Source organism: Sorangium sp. So ce406 (genome assembly GCF_051474675.1).
Classification (GTDB): domain Bacteria; phylum Myxococcota_A; class Polyangia; order Polyangiales; family Polyangiaceae; genus Sorangium; species Sorangium cellulosum_G.
The window spans coordinates 10,106,356-10,131,153 of record NZ_CP150340.1 but is presented as its reverse complement, the minus strand read 5'-3'; the positions used below and the strand labels follow the sequence as shown (position 1 = coordinate 10,131,153).

The window sequence follows — 24,798 nt, the reverse complement described above, 5'->3', positions numbered from 1 at the left end:
TCGCCGCGCGCCGCCGGCGCCCTCGCGCCGCTATTTCCCCTTCGCCTTGTCGTGGATCTGCCTCGCCTGCGCGAGGTGCTCCCGGAGCTTCGGGAGCGTCCCGGCGGCGAAGCTCTTCAGGTCGGCGTCCTTCGCCTCCTTCGACGCCTTCTCGAACGCCTTGATGTCATGCTCGTGGTCGTCGACCATCGCGCTCATGTACGCGCGGTCGAAATCGGCCCCTGCCTTCTTGGACAGCTCGTCGACCTTCTCGCGGTGCTTCTGATCGAGCTCCTTGGGCACGAGCACGCCCTTGCGCTGCGCGAGCTCCGCGAGCCGCTTGTTCACGGCCGAGTGGTCGTCGATCATCCGCTGTCCGAAGCTCTTCACGTCCGGGCTCGCGGCCCGCTGCTGCGCGAGCTGCCCGAGCCGCACCTCCACGAGCCCTCCCAGCGCCGCCTCCTCGACGAACTCCCGATCCGCCTTGCTGAGCGTGGCCTTGCCGGCCTGGGTGGTTTGCCCTCCCGTCGCGTCCTGCCCCTGCGCCGCCGTCGCGGCCGACAGGAACGCTGCGAGCATCGTCGTCAATAGAACAGGCTTGACCATGTCACTCCCCTCCTTGTCTCGAGCGGGCGATCACGCCGATCCTGCGGCGGAGTCGGGGCGATCGGCCTCTGCGGCCCGGCGCCTCCAGCCGAACCGCGCGCATCGTTTGTCGTGAGCCCCCGGCGCGCCGGCAAGGGGTGAAGAGCATGGGGCGGTCCGGCCGCGCAGGCGCGCTTGCGGTCCAGCGCGCGCGCTTGAATACCAAGAACTGGGCCCCGGCCGCGCGCACCCTCTACCCTCGGCGGCTGTGGTCGGCGATTTCTTCAAGCGCCTCACGAACGGCGTCGTGTTCCTCCTCGCCGCCCTGACCTTCTTCCTCGTCCCCATCGGCAGGAAGACGGCCGCGCAGCACCTCGTCGCGATCTTCTCGACGCCGCCGGCCAGGGAGGCCGCCTCCGCCTTCGCCCACATCGCCCGCCGCATCACCACGGAGGCGCGCTCCGAGCTCGACAAGCTCCGCAATCCGCCGCCCGCGCCGCGCGAGCCGAAGCCGCCGACGGCGAAGGTGAGGCCGCCGTCCTAGGCCGGCGCGCCCGGCCCGCTCGGCCGGGCGCGCGCACGGCTCAGGCCTTGCGCGGATCCTTCACGTTCGGGTGCTCGTTGTAGAACGCGTCGAGGCTCTCCCGCGAGATCTCCGCCTCGATGTCGCCGTCTCTCAGGATCTTCGCCTGACAGCCGAGGCGGCTGGTCGATCGCACGTCGAAGGCCTTGTCGAGGATGTCCTCCTCGTCCTCCTCGGCCTCGCTGAGGAGCTCGCGCCCCTTGGTGACGTAGACGTGGCACGTGGAGCACGCGCAGACGCCGCCGCACGCGTCGCCCTCGGGGGCGCCCACCGCCTTCGAGGCCTGGAGGACGGTCGAGCCCACCGGGACCTCGCTCTCCCACGCGCGGCCATGCGCCAGAAAACGGACCTTGGCCATCAGCTCCTCCTCGCCTCCACGCCCGCCGATGGCTGGCTCACGCCGCCCGCCTCGGCCGGCGCGCGGCTCGCGTCGTTCCCTGCGTGCTCGGCCAGGTGCGCGTCCACGCCCCTCGCCGCGGCGACCGTCGCCTCGACGTCCTCGACCTGCTTGCCCGCGATCGCCCGTGCCACGGCGCGGTCCATCCGCCGCCCCGCCCACGCGCGCGTCGCCTCGTCGAGCGCCTCCGTGCGCGCCTGGATCAGCCCCGGCCTGTCCCCGCGGATCGCCGCGTCGAGCGCGCTCAGCGCGCCCTCGATCGCCTCGCGCTCGCCCGGCCCGAGCAGGTCGGCGTCGGCGGAGAGCGCCTTGCGCGTCGCCATCGACACGCGCTCGCCCTCGACCCGCGCCTCGACGAGCCGCCGCTTGAGCAGGTCCTCCTCCCCGTGATCCAGCGCCGCGAGGAGCATGTTCTCCACCTCCTCGTCGGTCAGCCCGTAGCTCGGCTTGACCTCGACCTTCTGCTCGACCCCGGTCGTCAGCTCGCGCGCGGTCACCCCGAGCAGGCCGTCGGCGTCGACGCGGAACGTCACCTCGAGCCGCGCCATGCCCGCCGGCATCGGCGGGATCCCCTTCAGCACGAAGCGCGCGAGCGACCGGCAGTCGACGGCGAGCTCCCGCTCGCCCTGCACGATGTGCAGGTCGAACCCGGTCTGGTTGTCCGCGTAGGTCGTGAAGACCTGCCGCGCCCCCGCCGGGATCGTCGTGTTCCGCGGCAAGATCTTCTCGGCGACGCCGCCCATCGTCTCGATGCCGAGCGACAGCGGCAGCACGTCGAGCAGCAGCACCTCGTCCGCGCGCTCCATCGAGCCGGCCAGGATGTCGGCCTGGATGGCCGCGCCCAGCGCGACGACCTCCTCCGGATCGATGTCCTTGAGCGGCTCCTTGCCGAACAGCTTCGCCACGTACTCGCGCACGTACGGCACGCGCGTCGCGCCGCCCACGAGGATCACGCCGTCGACGTCCCGCGCCTCCACGCCCGCGTCGCGCAGCGCGCGGCGGCAGGCGACGCCGGTGCGCTCCAGGAGCGGCGCGATCAGCGCGTTGAGCTCGTCGCGCGTGACGGTGACGACCTTCGACGCCGCGCCGCCCGTCGCCCCGGCCTCGCCATCGCCGCCTGATTGCACCGGCAGCTCGATCTCCACCCGCTCCGCGTCGGTCAGCGCGTGCTTGATGCTGCGGGCCGTGTCGAGCGCGAGCCGCACCACCTCGGGCGTGCGCCGGGTCGCCCCCATCTCCGCGAGCAGCCGCTCCGCGAGCGCCCGGTCCATGTCGTCGCCGCCGAGCGCGCTGTCGCCCCCGGTCGACTTCACCTGGAACACCCCGTTGTCGAGCAGGAGGACGGTGATGTCGAACGTCCCGCCGCCGAGGTCGTACACCGTGAACAGCCCGTTCTGCTGCTTGTCGAGCCCGTACGCGAGCGCCGCGGCCGTCGGCTCGTTGAGCAGGCGCAGCACCTCCAGCCCGGCCAGCCGGCCGGCGTCCTTCGTCGCCTGCCGCTGCGCGTCGTCGAAGTAGGCCGGCACCGTGATCACCGCGCCGCCCACGGACCGGAGCTCGCGCTCGGCCGACGTCCGGAGCTCTCTCAAGATCTCCGCGGACACCTCGACGGGCGTCACGACCTGCTCGCGCACCTTGAAGCGCACGCTCTTCGCGTCCTCGGGGCCCTTCGGCTCCACGAACTCGTACGGCCCGAGCCGCCGCGTCTCCGGGTCGTTCGCGCCGCGGCCCATGAAGCGCTTCACGCTGACGATCGTCTCGCGGGGGTGGCCCTGCGCGAGCCGCCGCGCGCTGTGGCCCACGATGGCGTTGCCGCGCTCGTCGTAGTGCACCACCGAGGGCACGAGGCGCTCTCCGTTGCAGTCGTCGATGACCATCGGGCGGCCGTCACGCACGCGGGCGACGAGCGAGTTCGTCGTCCCGAGATCGATGCCGATCGGGCTTGGCCTGGCCTTGGGGTCGAAAATCTCGAGGAGGGTCATGTCTGAACCGTGAGTTCTTCTTCGATTGCGCTCACTTCGTCGAGGAAGCGCCGGATGTAGCGGAGCTCGCTCAGCGAGGCGAGCACGCCCTTCAGCTTGTCGGGATCGCCCCCTGCGGCCGCGAAGGCGCCCTGGATCGCGGCGAGGCTCGCCTGCTCGCGCGCCCGCATCGCCTCGCCGAGGCGCGCGATCCGCGCGCGGTCGCTCCCCTTCGCCGCCTCCGAGAGCTCCTCGCGCGACTCCATCATCTCCATGAGCAGGGCGGGGGAGGCCTTCTGCCCGGCCTCCTCGCCCCGCGCGAGCCCTGCGCGCTGGAGCAGCGCCTCGGCCCGGCGGATCGGATCCCTGAGCACGCGCAGCGCGTCGTTCGCCTCGATCGCGCGCCCCAGCGCGAGCCGCCGCTCGGCCGCGGGCGCGCCCGCGTAGCGATCCGGGTGGAGCGCGCGCGAGAGATCGCGGTGGCGCTGCTCCAGCGCGCGCAGGTCGAGGTCGAACCGAGGCTCGACGCCCAGGGTATCGAAGGGATCGGTCATGACGTGCTCGAAAGGAGGCGCCTCGGCGGCGGGGGCGGGCGCGAGCGGCGGCCGGCTCAGGCCACCGTGAACGAGTGCCCGCAGCCGCAGCGCGTCGCCTCTTGCGGGTTCTTGAACTTGAAGCCCTGGTACATGAGCGTCTTCTCCCAGTCGAGCACCGAGCCGCTCAGGTAGATGATGCTCTTCTTATCGCAGAGGACGCGCACCGTGGCCTTGCCCGGCTCCGCGAACTCCAGCACGAGGTCGCCGGACCGGGGCGGCCGGTCCTCGAACTCGATGACGTAGGAGAACCCGGAGCAGCCGCCGCCGCGGATGCCGACCCGGATGGCGCCCTCGGGCGTGCCGCGCTTGGCGAGCTGGGCCCGGATGGCCTCGACCGCGGCGTCGCTCACCGCGAGCGTCCGCTTCGCCTTGGCCTCTGCCCCGCCCGGCGCGCCGCCGTCGTGCGCGTGCCCGGCGTCCGCCGTCGCGACCGGCGCGGGGTAGCTCCCGCTGTCCGCCGCCGTGGTCGTGGTCGTCTCCTCGTTGCTCTGCATGGCGTTGCTCCTCTCCGGTGCCGTGGGCGGCCTCCGCCCGGAGGACCGGCGCTGTTACTCCGCGCTCGCCGTCGCGGCGCTCTCCGGGCTCCCCGTGGTCGCCGTCGCGCCGGAGATCGCCTTCTTCGCCTGCTGCTTGGCCCGGAAGTCGGCGATCGCGCTCTTGATGGCGTCCTCGGCGAGGACCGAGCAGTGGATCTTCACCGGCGGCAGGTGGAGCTCCTCGGCGATCATGCTGTTCTTGATCGTCTCCGCCTCATCGATCGTCTTGCCCTTCAGCCACTCCGTGGCGAGCGACGACGACGCGATGGCCGAGCCGCAGCCGAACGTCTTGAACTTCGCGTCCTCGATGACGCCGCCCTCGCCGACCTTGATCTGCAAGCGCATGACGTCGCCGCAGGCCGGAGCGCCGACGAGCCCGGTGCCGACGTGGTCGTCGTTCTTGTCGAGCGTCCCGACGTTCTGCGGGTTCTCGTAGTGCTCGATGACCTTGTTGCTGTATGCCATGGCTCTCTCCTCGACCGTTCCCTTCTTCTCTTGAAACCTTGACCTGACGGAGGGGCGCCTGCGCGCCGCTCGTCAGTGGGCCGCCCACTGCACGCTGTTGAGGTCGATCCCCTCTTTGTGCATCTCGTAGAGCGGCGACATGTCGCGCAGCTTGTTCACCTTCCGGATCACGAGGTCGGCGACGTAGTCGACCTCCTCCTCGGTGGTGAAGCGCCCGAGCCCGAAGCGGATGGAGGAGTGGGCGAGGTCGTCGCCGATCCCCATCGCATGGAGGACGTACGAGGGCTCCAGGCTGGCGCTCGTGCACGCCGAGCCGCTGGAGACCGCCACGTCCTTGATCGCCATCATCATGGCCTCGCCCTCGACGAAGCTGAAGGACACGTTGAGGTTGCCCGGCAGCCGTCGATCGGGCGAGCCGTTGAGCTGGATGGCGTCGAGCTCGCTCCAGAGCCGATTCCGGAGCCGCTCGCGCAGCGAGAGGATGCGCGCCGACTCGGCCTCGCCCTCCTGGAGGAGGATCTCGGCCGCCCTGGCGAACCCGACGATGCCGGGCACGTTGAGCGTCCCGGAGCGCATGCCGAACTCGTGTCCCCCGCCGTCCATCTGCGAGGTGATGCGGACGCGCGGCTTCGACCGGCGCACGTACAGGCAGCCGATGCCCTTCGGGCCGTAGATCTTGTGGGCCGTCACCGACGCGAGGTCGACCCCCATCTGCTCGACGTTGAACGGGATCTTGCCGACCCCCTGCACCGCGTCGCTGTGGAGGAGGATGCCCTTCGATTTCGTGATCTTGCCGATCTCCGCGATGGGCTGGATCGTGCCGACCTCGTTGTTGGCGAGCATGATCGAGACGAGGATCGTCTTGTCGGTGATCGCCCGGGCGACGTCGTCCGGATCGACCATCCCGTACTTGTCGACCTTGAGGTAGGTGATCTCGTAGCCCTGCTTCTCGAGCCGCTTGCAGGTGTCGAGCACCGCCTTGTGCTCGATGACGCTCGTGATGATGTGGTTGCCCTTGTCCTTGTAGAACTCGGCGACCCCCTTGATCGCGATGTTGTCGCTCTCGGTCGCGCCCGACGTGAAGATGATCTCCTTGGGGTTCGAGGCGCCGATGAACCTGGCGAGCGTCTCGCGCGCGTGGGTCACCGCCTCCTCGGCCGTCCACCCGAAGACGTGGCTCCGGCTCGCGGCGTTGCCGAACTTGCTGTTGAAGTACGGCAGCATGGCGTCGAGGACACGCGGATCGACCGGCGTCGTCGCGTGATAATCCATGTAGATCGGAAGTTGGATACCCATGGTGTTCTCGTTCAGCGGTGATTCGAGCCCTGGCGGCAATGCCCATTGCCGCCGCGGATCCCGGCGACGAGCTCAGGCTCGGCCTGGCTCTTGTCGTGGAGGTTACAGTGCGTGCAGGCGGCGACGAGCTCTGCCGGGTCGCACGTCTCGCAGGTGTCGAGGTAGGCCAGGCTCGCGATGAGCTCGTGCTCGAGGGTCTCGAGGTGCGCGATCTGCTCTCGCACCTCCTCGAGCTTCTGCTGGTAGACGTCCCGGATCCGCGACATCGCGCCGGGGGCTGACGAGGACGACTCCCACGTCGAGACGATCTGCTGGATCTGGCTCAGCGACAGGCCGAGGTCGTGGAGCTTGCCGATCCACCGGACCCGGGTGAGGGCCGCGTTGTCGTAGAGGCGGTAGCGCCCCTTGGAGCGGGCGTGCGGCCTGAGCAGCCCGACCTCCTCGTAGTGGTGGATGGCCCGCACCGTCTTCCCGGTCGCCTTCGCGATGTCCCCCACCTGGAGGAGGCGGTCCTCCTCTTCGGCGGGGTCGGGCGCCCCCAGCGGTGCGTCCGCTCGGGACGTGCTGGACGTGCTGGACGCGAAGGGCCCACCGATGCTTTGCTCGCGAGCCTCGTGGGCGACGGGGAGATGGTGCCGGATTGTCATCGCGGGGACCCTGACCCTTACGTATGCGTTAGGGTTGGGGACCTTGTAGGGCGCCGGGCCAAGCCTGTCAACCAGGTTGTACGGGGGCCTGCGTGACACAGCGGAAGGAGGCGGAATCGGACGCGGCTCGACATGCTGGAGGTTCGTCCCGCGACGAGCTCTGCAGTTATCGGGAGCGCTCCCTCCGTCGAGGTGTCATCCAGGTGTCGATGGCGCCGGCCGCGGGTTCCGCAAGCGCTCCGACGTCCGCGGCGACCGGTCGAGCTCGCGTGTCAAGGGCTCGCGTAGGAAGGGGCGCAGCGGTGGGCGCCGGGGGCCCAAGCTTGCTAAAGAGAACTGCGTACACGTATGTTATTGCTTGGAAATGACGGATAAGAAGCGAATCCTGTTCGTCGGCTCGTTCACCCCCCCGGCGGAGGGGAGGATCGGTGGGCAGCACGTGGCTTGTCGCTCTCTGATCGAGGGCGATCCGAGGCACGACTTCGACTTCCTGCCCGTCGACTCCTCGCTCCACGCTGTGGCTCCGGGAGTCCTCGCGCCGCTCGGTCGAGCGGGTGAAGCAGGCCAACCGGCGCTGGACGGCGCGATCACCAGGTTCAGACCGCTGCTGTCGATGCCATGAAGAACCCGTCTGTCTTGCTGTACCGGATCGGTAATTTCTTCTACCGGAACAAGCTGTCCTTCGTGGCCACGCTGATCACGTGGCTGAACCGCTTCCTGTTCTCGGTCTACATCCCGTCGTCGGCCACGATCGGGGCGAATTTCAGGCTGGGTTACTGGGGGCTGGGGGTGGTGATCCATGCCCGGGCGGTCATCGGCGACAACTGCCTCGTCGGACAGAACGTCACGATAGGCAGGAACTTTGGGAGCCGGGGTGTCCCGCGGCTGGGCAGCGACGTCTATGTGGGGGCGGGGAGCGCCGTCTTCGGCGACATCACCATCGGGGACAACGTGATCATCGGCGCGAACAGCGTCGTGAACAAGGACGTGCCCTCCAACACCGTGGTCGCAGGCAATCCGTTCAGGATCCTCGCATCCGGCAGGACGCAGAAGTACTACGAGCTGGATGACCCGACCGCCTGACCCGGACGCGGCCGCGCTCGCGCCGACCCGGCCCCCTCGCGCCCTCGGATCCCGCGCGCTGCCCCGTCCCACCCGAGATGCGCGCGGGCCGGTCCGCCCCCACTGCCTTGCTGTGGGTGCTCGACGCACGCGGTCTGGTCCCCGCGCCGAACCCGTCACGCCCCCCTACATCTTCTGCGTCGCCGAAACAATGGATGTCGCGGACTCGTCACACATGGAATCGACCGTCGGGGGATGTCGCGTCAGGAACAGCATGACTGCTTGAGGAAACTCACTACGTGCGCCACTCGAAGCGCCGGTAGTGACGCTCGGAGGACCGGCGAGGCAGGCCAGATCCCCATGGCTGAGCAGATGAAGCCCACGCCGGTCTCGCGATAGGCCCGCAGGTCCGGATCGGCGGAGTTTGGCAGCCAACGTCCTCGCGTCGGCTTACTGCACTCTCCTAGCAGTGTAATTCTTACAGCTGTGCTGTAAATTGATGGGGACGATGGCGCCGCGCGCGGGTTACAGAGCGGTTTTCCGGCCCGTCCTCAGGTTGTCCGGGGCGCTGACTTGGGGTAGTAGGGACGCACCAACGACGGGCTTGCCTGCATGTTGACGAGCTATGAATGTCGCGCGCCGCGCCGCATCTTAGCCAGGGTGCGGGAGTCCCCGAGGAGGACGAGGAACGAGCGATGGTAAGTACGCTCACGGCGGTAATTCTTGCGCTGGTGATTTCGTGGGCGGCGACGCCATTCGTGCGCCGTCTCGCGGTCACCATCGGCGCGGTCGACGAGCCGACCGCGCGGCGCGTGCACACCCGGCGCATCCCGCGCCTGGGCGGGCTCGCGATCGTGGTCGGCTTCATGCTGCCGCTGTTCATCCTGGTCGCGATGGGGACCCAGATCGGGCTGTTGTGGTTCTCGCAGCACGCGCTCGTGGTGGGGCTGCTCCTGGGCGGGCTGGTCATCGCGGCGGCGGGCGCCTGGGACGACACCCGGGGAATGCGCGCGCGACACAAGCTGCTTGCGCAGATCCTCGCCGCGTCGATCGCCTGGGGCTTCGGGCTTCGCCTCGAGTGCGTGACGCTGCCGTACTTCGGGCACGTGTCGTTCTGGCCGCTCTCGTTCCTGGTCACGATTCCGTGGTTCGTCGCGATCATCAACGCGGTCAACCTGATCGACGGCCTCGACGGGCTCGCCGCGGGCGTGGGCTTCTTCGCCTGCGTCGCCAACTTCATCACCGCGTACCTCGGCGGCTACCCCGGCAACCTGGTGATCTGCCTTCTCGCGGCGACGCTCGCGGGCGCCATCGTGGGGTTCCTGTTCCACAACTTCCACCCCGCGACGATCTTCATGGGCGACACCGGGAGCATGTTCCTCGGGTTCATGCTGGCCGCGATCCCGCTCTTCGGCGTGGGCACGCACAAGGGCGGCACCGCGCTCGCCGTCCTCGTGCCGCTGCTCGCGCTCGGCCTGCCGATCTTCGACATGATCTCGGCGATGGTCCGGCGCTACGTCGCTCGCCGGCCGATCTTCTCGGCCGATCGCTCGCACATCCATCACAAGCTGCTCGACAAGGGCCACTCGCATCGCAGCGCGGTGCTGATCCTGTACGGGCTCAGCCTCGTGTTCACCGTGGTCGCGCTGGTGGCCTATGTCGGCCGCTCGCACGAGATCGGCCTTGCGCTCGTGGCCTGCAGCCTGGTGCTGTTCATCGTGGTGCGCACGGCGGGCTCCTTCCCGTTCTTCGGGGCGCAGCGGAGCGACGCTCGTCGCGTGCGCGAGGCCACGGTGGAGGCGCTGCGCCGCGCCGTGCCGCGAGCGCTGCTCGAGCTCGAGACCGCGAGCGGGACGGAGAGGCTGCGCGTGGTCCTCGAGCGCTTCGCCGAGGAGGCGAAGCTCATCGCCCTCGAGGTGAGCTCCGCGGGCGCCAACGGCAGCGCGCGCGTGAAGCCCTGGAGCTGGATGCACGAGACGGCGACGCCGCAGCGGCTCCGCGAGTCGGTGATCGCGGTGTTCACGTTCCAGCAAGCGAGCGAGACGGTGGAGCTGCGCTTCCGGTGGGACAGCGAGGAGTGCGCGGTCAACCCGCAGGCGGAGATGCTGCTCCAGCTCATCGTGGACTCCGCCGAGCGCCTGCTGCTGCGCCGGCCGCCGGCGCTCACGCTCGAGCGGCGCTCGCAGAGTAGCCTCTCGGTGATGTGAGGCCCTCCTCCCGCCGCTGACGTTCTCGCGCCGCCGGGGGTCACCAAGGAGACATCGTGGGACTTGCCCGCCGGATCGTTGGCTTCAACAAGAAGACAAACGAGTTGTATTCCCGCTTCAGCGGCCACGCGCATTACTGGGAGATCTACCAGGGCATCGTGGACGAGGCGGTCACACCGGCGAAGGTCATCATCCACCTCGGCTGTGGGGCGCTGTGGTTCGGCCAGGTCGCGACGGTGTCGCTCGAGGGCAAGACCATCTACGCGGTGGATCCGGACGAGGAGGCGCTCTCGCGCAACCCGGCGCCGCACCGGCTCTGCGCGTATGGCGAGTCGATCCCGCTGCCGGACGGCTGCGCCGATGTGATCGTCGCGGACCATCTCTTCGAGCACCTGGAGAAGCCCGAGGCGCTGCTGCACGAGGCGCACCGGCTCCTGCGCCCGGGGGGGAGACTCGTGTTCACGTCGCTGAACCTCCTCTCGTATTCGGGGCTCGCGACGCACCTGACGCCCCGTTGGCTTCACACGTTCACCATGGGCCTGCTGCGCGCCTCGTCGGGTAGCAGCGACGCCAGGCCGTGCCCGATCTACTTCCGCATGAACACGCTGTGGACCGTGGAGCGCATCGCCAAGGAGACCGGCTTCCGCGTGGACAGGATCCACACCGGGATGGATCACCCGCGCTCGACGGCGCTCTTGCCGGGGTTGCACCAGGCGTTCATGGCGCTGCACCTGGTGCTCGAGAAGGTCGAGGCGCTCGCGCCCTTCCGCATCACGCTCACCGGCACCCTCGTGCGCGAGTGAGCCGGTCTGGCGAGCGCCGCGCGGGCCGACCGCGCCCGGCGCGGCGACCGGCTACCACCGCAGGCGAAAGCCGCCGCGCCAGCCGTCGCGCACCTCGCCGCGGCCCGAGAACACGACGGCCGCGCGCGGCTGCCGGAAGCAGGGGTGCCAACCGCCCGCGCTCCGCTCCGGCGCGAGCTGGATGCCGTCGATCGAGATCGACCGGCGCTGCGAGGCCGCCTCGTCGAGCCTGAGCCGCGAGCACGCGCTCGTCCTGCCGCCCACGATCTCGTCGCGGATCACGAGCTCCCGCTCGGAGAGCTCGAGCGACCGTCGATGGTGGGGGGCTCCCGGGAGAAAGCGGTATCCATCGTGCTCGGCCTCCACCGCGAGGTGCGAGGGAGCCCGGTCGAGCCGGCGCACCTGGGCGCGAGCTCGGCGGCCGACGCGGAAGGCGCTCCAGACCTCGCTGGAGTCCACGCCGCCGAGCTCGACCGTGTTGTGCGCGCGCGTGGCCCGCGTCTCCTCCCGGTCCCGGTCCGCGATGTAGCTGGATACGCCGTAATCGACGACAGCGCGCTCGCCCTCGATCCACAGCTCGAACGTGAGCGCGTCCGCGTGCACGTGCCCGGGCTGGTACGCGGCGCCGTCCATCCCCGCGTCGAACGCGAGCCACGCGCGCTCGCCGGATCGGAGGATCACCCAGCCGGTCGCGGCGAGGTGCAGGAGCGCCTGCGGGCCGTCCGGCGTCGATCCAGGCGTCTCGCCGGCGTCGTGGAGGCCGAGCGCGGCGCCGAGGGCGAGGACCTGATCGATCTCGGGCGCTGCGTCGAGGGCAGCATCGTTGAAGAGGGGATAGGTCCCGTCCGGCGCGCGGACGGCGGCGGCCCAGGCCAGCGCCTTCTGCGCCGTGACCCGCCAGAGCTCGGGCACCTCGCGCCCCGCCGCCTGCGCGAGCTCGATGGCCTCGAGCAGCCCGGCGGCGAGCGCGAGGTGGTACGAGGCGGAGAGCTCGAAGTGGCCGCCATCCTCGAGGAACTGCTCCGGGAGCTGCCATGACAGGAGCCTCGATCCGAGCCGCCACCAGGCCTCGGCCTCGAGCCCGCGCGCCACCGCGCCGCCGCACACGAGGCCGATCGCGTTCTCGAGCAGGTGGTTGCCGAGGAGGTGCAGCTCGAGCCCGAGCGCGATCGCCCGGCACGCGCGCGCCAGTTCGGCCGCGAGGGCCGGGCGGCCGAGCCGCGCCGCGACCGCGAGCCTGCGGGCGCGCACCGAGGCAGGAAACGGGTGCGACGCGACAGGGCCCTCCCACGCGCCCGGGACGGCGACGGTCGGATCGGCCCCGAGCTCGTAGCCATAGGCGCTCTCGTACGCGTGGAGCAGCGAGCCCTCGGGGATGGCGGCCAGGCGCGCGCGCCCGCGCGCCCGCTCGGCGTCGGCGAAGGCCACGAACGCCGCGCGCGGCGGGGCGAAGTCGGAGTGGACGCGCGGAGGCTGCGCCGCGGTCGGCCCCCGGCCGAGCGCGCGCCCCCCCAGCGCGATCGGCCGGGCGAGCACCTGCAGCGGGTGAAGCTGCGCCAGCGTGCGAGCGACCCGCGGCAGGTTCATCTCGCGCCCCCGCCGCCGTCCCCGCGGGGCGCCGCGCGGCGCAGCACGCGCTCCAGCACCTCGAGATACTCGTGCGCGAGCGTATCGCGGTCGAACGAGCGGATAGCATGGGCACGCCCCGCCTCCCCCATTCGCCTTCGCCTGTCCGGATCGGCGGCGAGATCGAGGATGGCCCGCGTCATGGACGGTACGTCCTCGGGGGGAGCGAACAGGCCGGCGTTCGCCTCCTCGACGATCGACCGCGCCTCGCCGTCGACCGAGATCACGATCGGCCGTTCCATGGCGAGGATCTCGAAGATCTTGGAGGGGATGACCGTCTGGAAGAGCTCTGTCTTGCGCAAGGGAACGAGGCAGATGTCGGCGGTGGCGTAGACCTCGTTCATCGCGTCGCGCGGGCGCGCGCCGAGGAACGTCACGTTGGACAGCCCGAGCTCCCGCGCGCGCGCCTCCAGGCTCGCCCGCTCGGCCCCCTCGCCGACGAACAGGAAGCGGATGTCGTCGCGAGAGAGGAGCCCATGCGCCACGTCGAGCACCGCGGAGAGGCCGTGCGCCATGCCGTGCGTGCCGACGTAGGCCACGACAAGGCGATCCCCGAAGCCGAGCTCCGCCCGCAGCGGCGTGTCGCGCGAGGACGGCTTGAAACGGCCGAGGTCGACGCCGTTGCGGATGACGTCGATCTTGCCTTCGGGCACGCCCCGCTCGACGAGCCGCTCGCGGAAGCTCCGCGTGACGACGACGATCTCGTCGGCCGCACGGTAGAGGTGCTCCTCGACGACCGTGAGCCCTCGTACGACCGCGTGCCCCTCGGGGAGGGCGCCCACCGCCACGATCGACTCGGGCCAGAGATCGCGCACCTCGAACACGAACGGCGTCCCGCGGAGCCTGGCGATGCCGTAGCCGGCGACCGCCGTGAGGAACTGGGGGCTCGTCGCGATGAGCACGTCGGCGGCCGGCAGATCGCGCTGCGCCAGCGTGAGCGCGGACAGGGCGAACGACCCGTACGCGAGCGAGCGGCGCACCTTGCCCCGGTTGGCGGCGGCGTAGATCCAGGTGCGTAGGACGCGCACGCCGTGAAAGTCCTCCTCGATGCGGAGCCGACCCCGGTATTCGGGCGGGATTACCCCCGTCGGGTGGTTCGGCATGCCCGTGAGGACCGTGACCTCGTGTCCGGCGCGCCGCCAGGCTCGGGCGAGCTCGGACACGCGCGCGGCCGGGGCCCCTGGCTCCGGCGGGAAATAAGGAGAGACGTAGAGGATGCGCATGGCCGCGTGGCTCGGGGGGAGTCGCTTGGGCCGGCACAATGGCTGGCTGGCGCGCGACGTCAACTCCTTTCGCCCACCGGGGATCATGGCATTCCCGTCAAGCACCATGCGCTTCCTGGCGAAACACGGGGCGTGTTGCTCCGGGAGCTCGCAGCGATAGGCAACGATCTGCGGGCCTGGGGGCTGCTCGTGCTCTGTGCGGCGCTGGTCCTGGAGCAGCCCCGTGTGTCAAAAGGCCTGCTCGTCGCGCTCACCGCGCTCCTCGAGTGCCTGGCCACCGCGCGGATCGCCTTTTCTTATGTGCCCCTGCTGATCGGCTTCAGCGTGCTCCTCGTGAAGCCGCGACGCGCCCTGGTCGTGGCCGTCGGAGGGACGGCGATGGCCTCGCTCCTTCATGCCGTCTTCTGGGGGATGAACCCGCCATGGTATCCGCCACTTCACCTGATGGGCCAGGCGCGGTGGCTGCTGTCCGGCTCGTCACCGGCCGACCGTGGTTGACCGGTGCTCGTGTGATGTAAGTGGCAAATAACAGCAGCACTGGATCCCGTCGCCGCGGCTCCGCCAGGCGAGCTCAGCCTCAGCGCGGGTGCTCGACCGTCCTCCCACCCCGTCCCGCCCCCGCGCGTGGACCGGTCATGCACGCCGGACGGGAACGACCGACGGTGCGCCGCGCCGGGTTCGGGCCCCGGTGGAGTGACGATCACGCGAGCGCCGCCAAGCGCTCTGCCTCATCATCGAGCGCGCCGCAGCGCAGTCTGGGCGAGGCGCCGGACCGCACGGGGAGGGATAGCTACCCAGCGCGGCGCGAGAGTGGTACGGTCGCCGCGCGCGGAAGTGGACAACATGGCGGAAAAGAAGCGAATTCTGTTCGTGGGCTCATTCAAGCCCCCGGCCGACGGGAGGATAGGCGGCCAGTACTTTGCCTGCCGCTCTCTGATCGACAGTGGCCTGGGAGATGAGTTCGACTTCCTGCTCGTCGACTCCACCATCGACTCGATCCGGGTCCGAACGGCGCTCCACAGGATGCACACCGCCGTGCCGAGGGTGCTCCGGTGCGTCAAGGACCTCCTGTTCTCGCGGGTAGATGCCGTCCTGCTGTTCTCGAGCTCCGGGATGAGCTTCGTGGAGAAGGGCTCGGTCGGGCTCCTGGGCAAGCTGCTCGGGAAGAAGGTCATCATCTTCCCGCGCTCGGGGCCCATCGTCGATAACGTGGCCAGGAACAAACTCTATCGAGAGTATCTGAGCCTCGTCGTCAGGTCCTGCGATGTGGTGATATGCCAGAGCGAGCACTGGCGGAGCTTCTTCTCGAGCTTCGTGCCCGAGGAGAGCGGCGTCGAGCTGCGCGTCATAGAGAACTGGCTGCCCGATTCGTATTTCGCCAGAGGTGCGGCGAAGAGCTATCCCCAGAACATGGATAGGCCCCTGAGGGTCCTCTACTACAACCGTATCGAGAGAGGAAAGGGCATCTATGATTTTCTGGAAGCCATGCTCCTCTTGCAGAGCGAGAATGCTTCGGTCGAGGCCAGGATCTACGGGGACGGGAGCGAGCTGGACAACGTCAAGGCGTTCATCCGTGAGCGCGGCCTCAGGAACACCGAGTACGCGGGCTGGCTCTCCACGGACAAGATAGATGTGATCCCTTCCTTTGACCTGTGCGTGTTCGCCTCCCACAGCGAAGGATTCCCGAACGCGCTGCTGGAGGTCATGGCGCTGGGCGTCCCTGCCGTGGCCAGCAGGGTTGGCGCCGTCAACGACCTGATCGCCTCCGGCGTCAACGGTATCCTGGTGGACGTCGGCCGCCCGGCACAGATCGCCGAGGCCGTCCGTACAGTGCTCCGCGAGCCAGCGTTGCTGGAGCAGTTCTCGCGTCGCTCGCTCGAACGGACCAGCCAGAACAGCGTCAACAATGCTGTGAGCAAATTCATGTCGATGCTGTCGGAGCTATGAAGAGCCCGCCCGTGCTGATGTACGGGATAGAAGGTTCTTCTTGGCGGCGGATTCAGCAGCTCAGGACGAGCGGTCGGATCTCCGTTCCACCATGGATGCTGTCGATGTGCCGGAAGCCGCTCTCCGTGCGCGCGAACAGCGAGGCTTTCTCGATGTCGCGGTTGTCGATCACGAGGAGCAGCCCGTCGGGCGCGAGGGCGCGCCAGAAGTTGCTGATGGCCTGGCGGAGCTGGTCGTCGGAGAAGTAGGCGCGATTCAGCAGGTTCGCCGCCTTGATGACCGTCGGAGCAGGGCCGTCCCATGGCTGGAAGATGTCGTGGGTCCTCAGGACCACGCGCGCGTCGCGGCGCGCGAGCTCCTGGAGGCGCGGCTGGACGAGGGACACCTCCGGGTACGCGGGGTCGTACGGCGGGATGCCGCTCTGCAGCCAGGGGGACGCCCAGCGCGGCAGCCTTCGCAGGCCTTCCGCTGCCGGATAGAACAGCAGTCGCGGGGTGGCCGCGAGGACGCAGGCGCCGTCGGCGTCGTAGAAGAAAGCGCGCCCGCGGTCGTCGGTGCGCACGCGGAGCGAGAGCGCCCTGTCGGTGACGAAGTAGGACGCGAAGGCGTCGCCGAGCGTGGTCAGGAGATCGAGCGCCGTGCTGCCGTCGGAGGCCCCGACGTCGAGGATGACGGGGCGCTGCTGCCCGAGCGCCTTCACGAGGAGAGCATCGCTCTGCCGGTGCCTGCCGGGCCGCGTCGTCTTGCGGGTGCCGCTGAGCAAGAGGATGGAGACCCGCTCCGAGAAGATCTCGGGCGCGGCGATCTGCTCGGGCCGGAGCAGGTCCCGCGGGTCCGGGAAGCAGATCCTGCGCGGCAGCCCCAGCGCGGGCCAGCCTGCTCGGTTCAGACGAAGGGGGATTCTCATGGTGAGGGGGGTCTAGCCTTTCCCGTGGTTGATGGCCTTTTAACGCCGCGCCGCGCCGCGCGGTACATCCTCGACGTCGCTCGGGGGGCTCGGGGCGCCCATCCTCGTGCTGGCGGCGGCGGATCTGCTCCAACGCGGGAGCCTGCCGCGCTGGAAGGGGGTGACGTACCTGGCGACGGGCCTGCCGGTCGTGGCGCATGCGCTCTGCTGGCCCGCATCCGGCGCGACGACCCACACGCAGCTACGGCCGGCGCGACGCCTGCAGGGCCGATCTCGCCGGCGGCCGGCCGAGATGCGCCGCGTGCAGGCTCCGGGCAGGCCGCCCCGGCGCTGGCTGCCGGGCGATGACCCACTGGCGGAGGAGCTTCACCACCGAGGTGAGCAGGACGATCCCGACCACGCCGATCCCCAGGGAGACCGCGATCTTGAGCAGCGCGGTGAGCTCGCCCCGAAACTGGTTGTAGGCAAATGCGGAGAGGGTCGCGCCGGACGCGCGGACGAGGGGGGTCGCGTCGCGCGCGCCCGCCACGAGGAGCGGCAGCATGAAGAAGAGCCCGCTCATGGCCCCGACCTGGATCGCCGCGCCGAGGAGGCCGAGGTTGGCGTAGCCCTCGGCTGCGGCGCTCATCGCGAAGCCGGCGCCGTGGCGCGCCAGATCGGGTGCCTGCCACCACACATACCGCTGTCCAAGGCTGAGCGGCCGCTCGTTCCAGAGCGGCTTGGGAATCAGGATGAGGAACGCGTTGATCCAGCTCTCTCCGGCGTAGCTGACGATGGGCGGCCGCTCGTTCACGACGCTGACGAGGTTGGAGTGAATCCTCCTGAGCTCGCCGATCTCCAGCGGGTTCTCGATCGTCTCGAGGTGGCTCATCGCCGACGTGATCTGCGCGTCGAACCCGCGGCCCTGGCGGGCCCGGGCACCCTCGACGGCGATGCCGTAGAAGAGAACGCACACCATGCCGGCAGCCAGCCACAGGCGCCGGATCTGGATCCCGTAGGCGTGCAGGGTGAGCCCGATGGCGAGGATGGTCCAGACGAGCGGCCCACGCCGCCCCATGACCGTGGTGAGGAGGAGGGTCGCGAGGAAGCATGACCCGGCGATGAGGAGCGTCTTCGGGACGGGAAGGCCTGCCTTGCGGACCGAAGCGAACCTGAGAAAGAGGTACGCGACCACGAGCTTGACCAGATACCACCCGGAGGTCAGCAGGCCCTTGCCGTCCTCCATGAGGTGGTTCGAGGCGTAGTCCATCGTGAAGAACTGCCCCACGCCGATCGAGGCGATCCACGCGATGACGAGCGCGAGCCCGAACAGCCCGACGAGGATCGCCGCCCAGTCCCGGTCCAGCATCGCCTTTGGCCGGTGCACCGGGACCACCCGCTCCACGTTCGGGCTCTCCGGCAGGCGGCTCATCGCGGTGCACACGATGGCGCAGCCGGTCGCGCCGGCATAGCCCACCTCCATGGCTGCCGCATCGTAGCTCGGCAGGTGGAACCCGTAGGACGTCAGCAGCTTCAGGATGGGCGTGTAGCCGACAGTGAGGAAGTAAGTCGCCGGGATGTAGGTCTCCGGATCCAGCGGATGGAAGCGGGGACCGCCGGCGCGCGCGAGCGACGGCGCGACGAGCAGCAGCAGGAGACCGATCGTCCACCCGCGCCCGTCGCCCATCGTGCTCTCCAGGATGGGGCCGACCGTGGCCAGCGTCGCGACGAGGAGCACCGCCACGAGCCGGCCCTGGGGCAACGCCTTCCTCCTCCACGGCGCCGGCTCGGCGGCGCGGCGGGCGCCGCTCGCGCGCGGGAATCTCGGGGACAGCAACGGCGGGGCTCCTCAGTTCGGCAGGGGAGGCGGTGGGGCGTCCGCGTCGTCGGGCGGCGCGACCTCGCTCGTCGCGCGGTAGTACCCGTCCGTCTTGTCGCCGTAATAGCGGTACGCGCCGTACTCACGGCGGTTCAGGTTGGCGGCGTTCAGCACGACGCCCACGGTCTTGCCGCCGACGTCGAGCAGCGCCCGGATCCCATGGCGCGCGAAGTCATGCGTCGTGGCCGAGGCGCGCACGACGAGCACGGTGCCGTCCACCAGCGTGGACAGCACGGCGCCGTCGGTGACGGCGCCGATGGGCGGGCTGTCGATGATCACCCGGTCGAATCGGCCCTGGAGCTTGCGGAGCAGCGCCTTGAAGCGATCGCTGTGCAAGAGCTCCGCCGGGTTCGGCGGGATGGGGCCGGCGGGGATGACATAGAGGTTCTCCACCTCGGTCTTCAGCGCGTTCTCGTCGTCGATCGCGGAGTCGTCGAGCAGCGCGCTCGTCACGCCGACCTCCGGTCCCTTGTCGAAGATGGCGTGGAGGCGCGGCCTGCGGAGGTCGCAATCGATGAGGACGACCCGCTGCCCGGCCTGCGCCATGGCGACGGCGATGCAGCAGCCCACGGTCGTCTTGCCCTCGGCGGGGCCGGCGCTCGCGATGAGGAGCGTCTTGTAGGGCTGGTCGGGCGACATGAAGAGCAGGTTCGTCCGGATCGCCCGGGCCGCCTCCGCGATCCCGCTCTTCGGCTGATCGTGGACGATGAGCTCGGGCCGGACCGACGAGGCCGCGAGCTTGCCCCGGTGGCGCGCCTTGCGCGGGAGGGCCTCGGCCCTCTCCTTCCGGTCGAACTCGGGGAGGAGGCCCAGGATGGGCAGGCCGAGCTCCCGCTCGACCTCGTCCGGCGTCCTCAGCGTGCGATCGAGCATCGCCCGCGCCATCGCCGCGCCGATCCCGAGGAGCAACCCGGCGAGGATGCCGATCGTGATGTTGACCGGGACGCGGGGTCGGATCGCCTCGATCGGGAGGTTCGGCCTGTCGAGGACACGGATGTTGTTCACCCGCATCATCCGCTGGAGATCGCTCTCCTTCGTGCGCTCCAGGACGATCTGATAGAGCTTCTCCGTGTTCTCTTTCGTCCTCCGGAGCCGATCGTACTCGATCTTGAGGGAGTTCAGCTCGAAGGCCTGCTTCTTGGCGCCCTCGAGCAGCCCCGCGAGGCCCGCCTCCTGGCGTCTCACGATGGCGAGATCGCGGTTCACGGCGCCCTGAACATTCTTGATCTCGGCGATCAGCGAGTTCCTGTTGGCGGCCACCCGCTCGGTCGCGGCGCGGACGTCGGGGTGGTTCTCCCCCTTGCCGGAGCCGATGAGCGCGTCGCGCTCACGGACGCACTCCTCATGGCGAGCGCGCAACGTCTGGAGCACCGGGCTCTGGATGAGCTCGGAGGCGGGGAGATCGAGCGGGTTGTTCGGATCGACCTTCGCCAGCTCCTGGCTGCGCGCGGCGAACTCCTCGCGCCGCGTGCGCACGGTGGTGAGGGCGTCGTTGATCTGCTTCATCTCCTCGCGGAGGAGGTTCGTCTTGTCCTCGAAATCGATGTCGAGGATGTTGTTGCTCTTCTTGTATTCGTGGAGCGACGTCTCGCTGGTCTCGAGATCGTTCTTCAGCTTGTCGAGCTGCGTCCGGAGCCAGTCGACGGCAGAGTTCGTCGAGGTGAGCGCGTCGTCGAGGTTCTGCTCGATGTAGACGTCCATCAGCATGGAGAGGACGCGCTGCGCCCGCTCGCGATCGGCGTCGTTGTAGCGGACGATGGCGAGGCGGCTGTCCTTCACCGGCTCGACCACGAGCCGCTCGCGGAGCTCCTCGGCGGCCTCCTCCGGGCTCACGCTCATCGGCGGGGGCGCGGCCGCGTCCCTCGGCAGATCCTTCAGAAAGTACGCGTCGTTATGGAGGTTGAGCTGGGCGACGACCGCCAGCGCCACCCGCATCGACCGCATGACCTTGTACTGGGTCTCGTAGTACTCGCGGTTGTTCCAGTACGAGCCGGCGCCCATGTCGACGACGGTGTCGACGCCGCGGCCGAGGGGCCGCGGGGGGTTCGGGTCGAACTGCAATGTCGACGTCGACTGGTAAATCTTCTTCTGCCCGAGCGTGTAGAACGTGACGCTGAGGGCGACGAAGATCATCGTCGTCAACGCGATGGCCCAGTGCTTGCTGACCGTTCGCCAGGCGGCGACGAGGTCGATGGTGCGCTCGCCAGGAGCGTCGGTGCGGGCGGCGGTCGTGGGAGGAGCTCTCAGTTCGTCAGCCATAAGTCATGCGCTCGAGGCGCTACCATCCAGATAGGGGTGCGGCGGAGGGCTAAGGTGCCCGCCGAGCCCCCAAAATTCAAGCTGCCCCGCCGAACGAGGCGACGGTGTGGTGCGGTGTGGGCTTGCGGTATGGCTGCTCACGGTCCAGGACGCGGTGCGGCCAGGTGCAGCGGGCTGTGCGCGATGCTACCTCGGTGGCGATCGCGTACGCTGCCGCCGAGCGGCTGACCGCGCGCGTCGAGGAGAGCAGCATGGAACGATCGTCCTCCGTAACGCGCCGTGCGGTAGCGAGCGCGGTTTGCTCCGCGCTCCTGCTCCACGGAACCCTGGCTGCCGGCGACTGGGCTTCTGCGCGCCACGATCCGCAGCGCACGGGCGCCACGCAGTCCACGAGCAATATCGTGAAGCCTGCGCCCTACTGGCGGGCATACCTCGGCGGCGTGCTCTCGCCGAACAAGATGCTCGCCGACGACGTGAACCAGGATGGCGAGCTCGACCTTCTCTTCGTGTCCGGCGGCCGCCTTGTGCTGTCCGATCCGCAGGATTTCATCCACTGGAGCACCCCTTCCCTGGGGTTCCAGACGCTGCACGCGCTCGATGATCTCGACGGCGACGGGCGGCTCGAGGCGGTCGTGCTCAGCGGGGCGGGAGCGGCCGTCGTGGCCGGCGACAGCGGGGCCGTCCTCTGGCGCGAGGAGGCCTCGGAGCTCGGGTCGCTCGGCTCCGCGCGCCTCGCCGATCTCGACGGCGACGGCCACCTCGATCTCTTCCTCGACGAGTGCGGCTGCTGCGGCGTGCGCACGGACAGCCCCGGCGTGGTCTACAGCTTCGCGCGCGGGTTCGACGCGGTGGAGAGGCTGCCCGCGCCCCCGCAGCGCTCCCACTGTGGCGCCACGGTCAACACGGTGGGCGACTGGGATGGCAACGGCATCGCGGACCTCATGGTCTCCTCGCACGATCGGCTGTTCTTCGTCTCGGGAACGGGGACCGTGTTCGCGGAGTCGGCGAGCATCGCCGCGCACATCGGCGGCGCGCTGTGCGAGGCGGTGAGCCTGGGCGACCCTTCCACACCCGGTCAGCACGCGCTCTGCTTCCAGAACCGCGTCATCTCCCAGCAGGGCGCGCGCGAGGTCACCCTGCTCGCGTACAGGCCGGGCGAGAGCCCCTCGCTCGCCGTCGTGTGGCGCAAGAGGCTCGCCCCCAACGAGGGCGGAGACGCCCGCGCCCCGACGCAGCTCGCGTGGGATCTCGACGGCGACGGCGCGCTCGAGGTGGTGGTGAGCAGCGGCGTCGGGGACACGTGGACGTCCTTCGTGCTCGACGCGGCCACGGGCGACGAGCTCGCCGTCATCCCCGGCGAGATCGCGCGGGGCGCGGTCGCGGGGAGCTCCGGCGCCGAGCGGTGGATCCTCACGTCGCGCGAGGAGCGCGTGTCGGCCTTCCGGTTCAGCCGCGAGGGCGGCGGAGGGGTCGAGCTGCTCTGGTCGCTCGACGGAGAGCGGATCCGCACGCGCACCGACTGGGCGAGGTCGCGCAGGACGGGCCTCATCTTCTCGCTGGTCACCCCGGATCTCACCGGGGACGGGCGCGACGATCTCGTGCTCGAGTCGACCTCGGAGCCCATGGCGGTCACCGCCTACGAGCTGTTCGAGGGGGGGCCGTCGTCGGCCGCCATCCATCCCATCGAGCGCGGCGTCGACATCGCGGCGTTCGATGTCCTGCCAGAGACGTCTCCGGGGTCGCCGCGGCTCGTCGTCTCCCGCGACGACGGGTTCGTCACGCTGCTCGACGCCTCGCTCGCGCCCACGAACCTCGTGCAGGAGGGGCGCGACATCCTGCCCGGGTTGCGGGTCGGCGGCTACAGCACCGGTCCGGGCGCTTACGTCGACTTCGGCCGGGCTCCGCTCGCGGCGAGGCTCGCCCCCGGCGACACGGCCGACAGCATCGTCGTGGTCGACAGCCGGGGTGACCTCATCCGGATCGACTCCGAGGGGGCGAGCAACGTCGCGCCCGCCAAGGCGGCCTGGCGCGTGATGGACGCGTTCGGCGCCTCCATCGCGCCCGCCGCGGGCGGCGCGCCGGCGACCCTCGCGTGCTTCAGGCGGCAGCACCCGATCACCGAGCCGGCGCGGTACTCGGTCGCGATGCTCGACGAGGGCGGCAGGCAGAGGCTCGAGGTCCCGCTGGGAAAGCCGCCGAAGTGGGACGTGCTGCACGGCGATCTCGACGGCGACGGCGCGCCCGAGCTCGTGGCGATGACGGTCGACCATGACATGCGCACCGACCTCCTCGCCATCGAGCGGAGCGGCGAGGTGCGCTGGACCCAGCGCATCGCCGCCAGGGATGGGACCCAGGCCGCCGCGATCGCGGACTGGAACGGCGACGGGGCGCAGGACGTGGCGCTGGCCATCAACACCGCCCGGGTCTTCTCGGGCCGGGACGGCAGCTCCCTCGGCGAGAACGCCGAGCGGATCTCCTACTTCATGCCGATCCTCGCCGACGTGTCGGGCGATCCGCAGCTCGAAATGACGCTGCAAGGCGGGTTCTACCCTGCGCGGACGTTATCGCACGACCTCCGTGCCCCGCTCTGGAAGGGGACGGAGGACAACCGCCCGTATCCGCACGGCGCGATCGCCGCCTGCGAGGGCCGGTCGATCCTCGTCGAGGGCTCGTTCGTGACGCCGGCCCGCCTCACGTTCACCGAGCTCGACGCCCCCCTGGCCGGGCGGACGACCTCGATCGTCCTCGCGGGCGATGCCGTCTTCGCGGACGAGCAGGCCGCGCGGCAGGCGGACGCCGTCATGGGCCAGCTCGGCGACGTGGCGGTCTCGCGGAGCATCACGGGCCTCCCGTCCGCCGGGAGCTCCGTCGTGGTCGGCTCCACCAACGGCTTCCTCTATGCCGTCGACACGTGCTCGCAACGCCTCCTCTGGTCCCATCATTTCGGCAGCCCCGTCGGCGCGCCGATCCTCGCGGACACGGACGGCGACGGGAACGACGACATCGTCGTGAGCGTCGCGGATGGCTACCTCTACAACCTGCGGCACGAGATCCTGCCGGCGCCCGAGTTCGTGTGGGATGCCGACCCGAGCAGCCCTGGCGCGGGCGAGGACGTCGACGAGATCATCACCAGAGACACGCTCCACGTGAGATGGTCGAAGGTGCCGTCGGCCACCTCGTATCAGGTGGCGGTCGTGGGCCAGGGGGATTACCTCGACTCGCCGGCATGGCGGGACGTCGGCGACGTCTCCGAGGCGTCGATCGGCGGGCTGCCGCTGCTCGACGGGGCGAAGTATCATGTCGGCATACGCGCGGTCTCGGCCGCCGGGCTCTCCCCGGATCGCGCGTCGGACGGCGTGATCGTGAGGATGCCGCAGGGCGAAGGGGGCGGCGGGGCCGGCGGAAGCGGCGGCGGGGCCGGCGGAAGCGGCGGCGGGGCCGGCGGAAGCGGCGGCGGGGCCGGCGGAAGCGGCGGCGGGGCCGGCGGAAGCGGCGGCGGGGCCGGTGGAAGCGGCGGCGGGGCCGGCGGAAGCGGCGGCGGCGCCGGTGGAAGCGGCGGTGGGGCCGGTGGAAGCGGCGGCGGCGCCGGCGATGGTGGAGCCGGCGGCGGATCTGCGCTGGACGACACGCTACTCTACGGCCGTGGCTGCGCTTGCTCCGAGGCACCGGGGCAGCTCGTCGGGGCCCCCTGGCAGGCCGGCCTCGGCGCCGTCGCCGCCGCGCTCCTCGCCCTCGCACGCGCCCGCGGCACCCCGGTCGCTCGGTCGAGCCGCCGGGCCGTGCTGCGCGGGCGCGGCGGGCAGAGCTAGAGGCCCACGCCGCGCCCCAGCGCCAACGTCAGGCACGAGGGGAGAAGGCTAC

Annotated in this window: 20 protein-coding genes and 1 pseudogene; 8 read left to right on the top strand and 13 right to left on the bottom strand. The window is 70.2% G+C overall.

Going from position 1 to position 24,798, the window contains the following annotated elements:
* Positions 1-30: 30 nt before the first annotated feature.
* On the bottom strand, positions 31-585 hold the full coding sequence (locus WME96_RS37980; protein ID WP_437286451.1) for a DUF4142 domain-containing protein: 555 nt from the start codon (positions 583-585) through the stop codon (positions 31-33).
* A 247-nt stretch (positions 586-832) separates the two neighbouring features.
* Between WME96_RS37980 and WME96_RS37975 the strand changes: the two genes are divergently transcribed.
* Positions 833-1,108 (top strand): hypothetical protein, encoded by a 276-nt coding sequence (locus WME96_RS37975; RefSeq protein ID WP_061610705.1) that lies wholly within the window; start codon positions 833-835, stop codon positions 1,106-1,108.
* Between the two features lie 40 nt (positions 1,109-1,148).
* Here the strand turns inward: WME96_RS37975 and WME96_RS37970 are convergent, their stop codons facing one another.
* The 7 genes and pseudogenes from WME96_RS37970 to WME96_RS37940 form a co-directional block, all read right to left on the bottom strand.
* Positions 1,149-1,505, bottom strand: coding sequence for a 2Fe-2S iron-sulfur cluster-binding protein (locus WME96_RS37970; protein ID WP_437286450.1), 357 nt, complete (start codon positions 1,503-1,505; stop codon positions 1,149-1,151).
* The gene (gene hscA / locus WME96_RS37965; RefSeq protein WP_437286449.1) at positions 1,505-3,526 is read right to left on the bottom strand and encodes a Fe-S protein assembly chaperone HscA; all 2,022 of its coding nucleotides are present in this window, start codon (positions 3,524-3,526) and stop codon (positions 1,505-1,507) included. The genes WME96_RS37970 and hscA overlap by 1 nt, the downstream gene beginning before the upstream one ends.
* Positions 3,523-4,059, bottom strand: a complete 537-nt coding sequence (hscB, locus tag WME96_RS37960; protein WP_437286448.1) for a Fe-S protein assembly co-chaperone HscB — start codon at positions 4,057-4,059, stop codon at positions 3,523-3,525. Before hscB ends, hscA begins: the two co-directional genes overlap by 4 nt.
* A 56-nt stretch (positions 4,060-4,115) precedes the next feature.
* Complete coding sequence (locus tag WME96_RS37955; RefSeq protein WP_437286447.1) at positions 4,116-4,595, bottom strand: HesB/IscA family protein; 480 nt, start codon at positions 4,593-4,595, stop codon at positions 4,116-4,118.
* A 123-nt stretch (positions 4,596-4,718) separates the two neighbouring features.
* Positions 4,719-5,102, bottom strand: a pseudogene (gene iscU, locus WME96_RS37950) (Fe-S cluster assembly scaffold IscU); the annotation flags it as partial.
* 72 nt (positions 5,103-5,174) lie between these two features.
* Positions 5,175-6,392, bottom strand: coding sequence for an IscS subfamily cysteine desulfurase (locus WME96_RS37945; RefSeq protein ID WP_437292396.1), 1,218 nt, complete (start codon positions 6,390-6,392; stop codon positions 5,175-5,177).
* A gap of 17 nt (positions 6,393-6,409) precedes the next feature.
* A complete protein-coding gene (locus WME96_RS37940) occupies positions 6,410-7,045 on the bottom strand; it encodes a MerR family transcriptional regulator (RefSeq protein WP_437286446.1) in 636 nt (211 codons plus the stop codon).
* A 364-nt stretch (positions 7,046-7,409) separates the two neighbouring features.
* Between WME96_RS37940 and WME96_RS37935 the strand changes: the two genes are divergently transcribed.
* The 4 genes from WME96_RS37935 to WME96_RS37920 all read left to right on the top strand — a co-directional run bounded on the left by WME96_RS37935 (position 7,410) and on the right by WME96_RS37920 (position 11,117).
* Positions 7,410-7,667 (top strand): hypothetical protein, encoded by a 258-nt coding sequence (locus tag WME96_RS37935; protein WP_437286445.1) that lies wholly within the window; start codon positions 7,410-7,412, stop codon positions 7,665-7,667.
* On the top strand, positions 7,664-8,128 hold the full coding sequence (locus tag WME96_RS37930) for a serine O-acetyltransferase (protein WP_437286444.1): 465 nt from the start codon (positions 7,664-7,666) through the stop codon (positions 8,126-8,128). Before WME96_RS37935 ends, WME96_RS37930 begins: the two co-directional genes overlap by 4 nt.
* Positions 8,129-8,736: 608 nt before the next feature.
* Complete coding sequence (locus WME96_RS37925) at positions 8,737-10,314, top strand: glycosyltransferase family 4 protein (protein ID WP_437286443.1); 1,578 nt, start codon at positions 8,737-8,739, stop codon at positions 10,312-10,314.
* A 56-nt stretch (positions 10,315-10,370) separates the two neighbouring features.
* A complete protein-coding gene (locus tag WME96_RS37920; RefSeq protein WP_437286442.1) occupies positions 10,371-11,117 on the top strand; it encodes a class I SAM-dependent methyltransferase in 747 nt (248 codons plus the stop codon).
* A 51-nt stretch (positions 11,118-11,168) separates the two neighbouring features.
* On the opposite strand, the gene WME96_RS37915 is transcribed toward WME96_RS37920, so the two are convergent.
* Positions 11,169-12,704 (bottom strand): heparinase II/III domain-containing protein, encoded by a 1,536-nt coding sequence (locus tag WME96_RS37915; protein ID WP_437286441.1) that lies wholly within the window; start codon positions 12,702-12,704, stop codon positions 11,169-11,171.
* Positions 12,701-13,966, bottom strand: a complete 1,266-nt coding sequence (locus WME96_RS37910) for a glycosyltransferase family 4 protein (protein WP_437286440.1) — start codon at positions 13,964-13,966, stop codon at positions 12,701-12,703. The genes WME96_RS37915 and WME96_RS37910 overlap by 4 nt, the downstream gene beginning before the upstream one ends.
* A gap of 132 nt (positions 13,967-14,098) precedes the next feature.
* Here WME96_RS37910 and WME96_RS37905 point away from each other — a divergent pair, with 132 nt between their 5' ends.
* Both WME96_RS37905 and WME96_RS37900 read left to right on the top strand, forming a co-directional pair.
* Positions 14,099-14,464 (top strand): hypothetical protein, encoded by a 366-nt coding sequence (locus tag WME96_RS37905; protein ID WP_437286439.1) that lies wholly within the window; start codon positions 14,099-14,101, stop codon positions 14,462-14,464.
* Between the two features lie 345 nt (positions 14,465-14,809).
* A complete protein-coding gene (locus WME96_RS37900; RefSeq protein ID WP_437286438.1) occupies positions 14,810-15,913 on the top strand; it encodes a glycosyltransferase family 4 protein in 1,104 nt (367 codons plus the stop codon).
* Positions 15,914-15,965: 52 nt separating this feature from the next.
* Here WME96_RS37900 and WME96_RS37895 read toward each other — a convergent pair whose 3' ends face one another.
* From WME96_RS37895 to WME96_RS37885, 3 genes are all read right to left on the bottom strand, one after another.
* Positions 15,966-16,820: a hypothetical protein gene (locus WME96_RS37895; protein ID WP_437286437.1), complete on the bottom strand. Its 855-nt coding sequence runs from the start codon at positions 16,818-16,820 to the stop codon at positions 15,966-15,968.
* 241 nt (positions 16,821-17,061) lie between these two features.
* A complete protein-coding gene (locus WME96_RS37890) occupies positions 17,062-18,636 on the bottom strand; it encodes a hypothetical protein (protein WP_437286436.1) in 1,575 nt (524 codons plus the stop codon).
* Between the two features lie 12 nt (positions 18,637-18,648).
* A complete protein-coding gene (locus tag WME96_RS37885; RefSeq protein WP_437286435.1) occupies positions 18,649-20,937 on the bottom strand; it encodes a GumC family protein in 2,289 nt (762 codons plus the stop codon).
* Between the two features lie 401 nt (positions 20,938-21,338).
* Between WME96_RS37885 and WME96_RS37880 the strand changes: the two genes are divergently transcribed.
* Entirely contained in the window at positions 21,339-24,746 is a 3,408-nt protein-coding gene (locus tag WME96_RS37880; protein ID WP_437286434.1) for an FG-GAP-like repeat-containing protein, read from the top strand.
* Positions 24,747-24,798 lie beyond the last annotated feature (52 nt).

Excerpts from the sequence above, each read along its gene's own strand:
- WME96_RS37980 (WP_437286451.1), bottom strand. The coding sequence starts at position 585 with ATGGTCAAGCCTGTTCTATTGACGACGATGCTCGCAGCGTTCCTGTCG.
- WME96_RS37970 (WP_437286450.1), bottom strand. The coding sequence starts at position 1,505 with ATGGCCAAGGTCCGTTTTCTGGCGCATGGCCGCGCGTGGGAGAGCGAG.
- hscA (WP_437286449.1), bottom strand. The coding sequence starts at position 3,526 with ATGACCCTCCTCGAGATTTTCGACCCCAAGGCCAGGCCAAGCCCGATC.
- hscB (WP_437286448.1), bottom strand. The coding sequence starts at position 4,059 with ATGACCGATCCCTTCGATACCCTGGGCGTCGAGCCTCGGTTCGACCTC.
- WME96_RS37955 (WP_437286447.1), bottom strand. The coding sequence starts at position 4,595 with ATGCAGAGCAACGAGGAGACGACCACGACCACGGCGGCGGACAGCGGG.
- WME96_RS37940 (WP_437286446.1), bottom strand. The coding sequence starts at position 7,045 with ATGACAATCCGGCACCATCTCCCCGTCGCCCACGAGGCTCGCGAGCAA.
- WME96_RS37935 (WP_437286445.1), top strand. The coding sequence starts at position 7,410 with ATGACGGATAAGAAGCGAATCCTGTTCGTCGGCTCGTTCACCCCCCCG.
- WME96_RS37930 (WP_437286444.1), top strand. The coding sequence starts at position 7,664 with ATGAAGAACCCGTCTGTCTTGCTGTACCGGATCGGTAATTTCTTCTAC.
- WME96_RS37925 (WP_437286443.1), top strand. The coding sequence starts at position 8,737 with ATGTCGCGCGCCGCGCCGCATCTTAGCCAGGGTGCGGGAGTCCCCGAG.
- WME96_RS37915 (WP_437286441.1), bottom strand. The coding sequence starts at position 12,704 with ATGAACCTGCCGCGGGTCGCTCGCACGCTGGCGCAGCTTCACCCGCTG.
- WME96_RS37910 (WP_437286440.1), bottom strand. The coding sequence starts at position 13,966 with ATGCGCATCCTCTACGTCTCTCCTTATTTCCCGCCGGAGCCAGGGGCC.
- WME96_RS37900 (WP_437286438.1), top strand. The coding sequence starts at position 14,810 with ATGGCGGAAAAGAAGCGAATTCTGTTCGTGGGCTCATTCAAGCCCCCG.
- WME96_RS37895 (WP_437286437.1), bottom strand. The coding sequence starts at position 16,820 with ATGAGAATCCCCCTTCGTCTGAACCGAGCAGGCTGGCCCGCGCTGGGG.
- WME96_RS37885 (WP_437286435.1), bottom strand. The coding sequence starts at position 20,937 with ATGGCTGACGAACTGAGAGCTCCTCCCACGACCGCCGCCCGCACCGAC.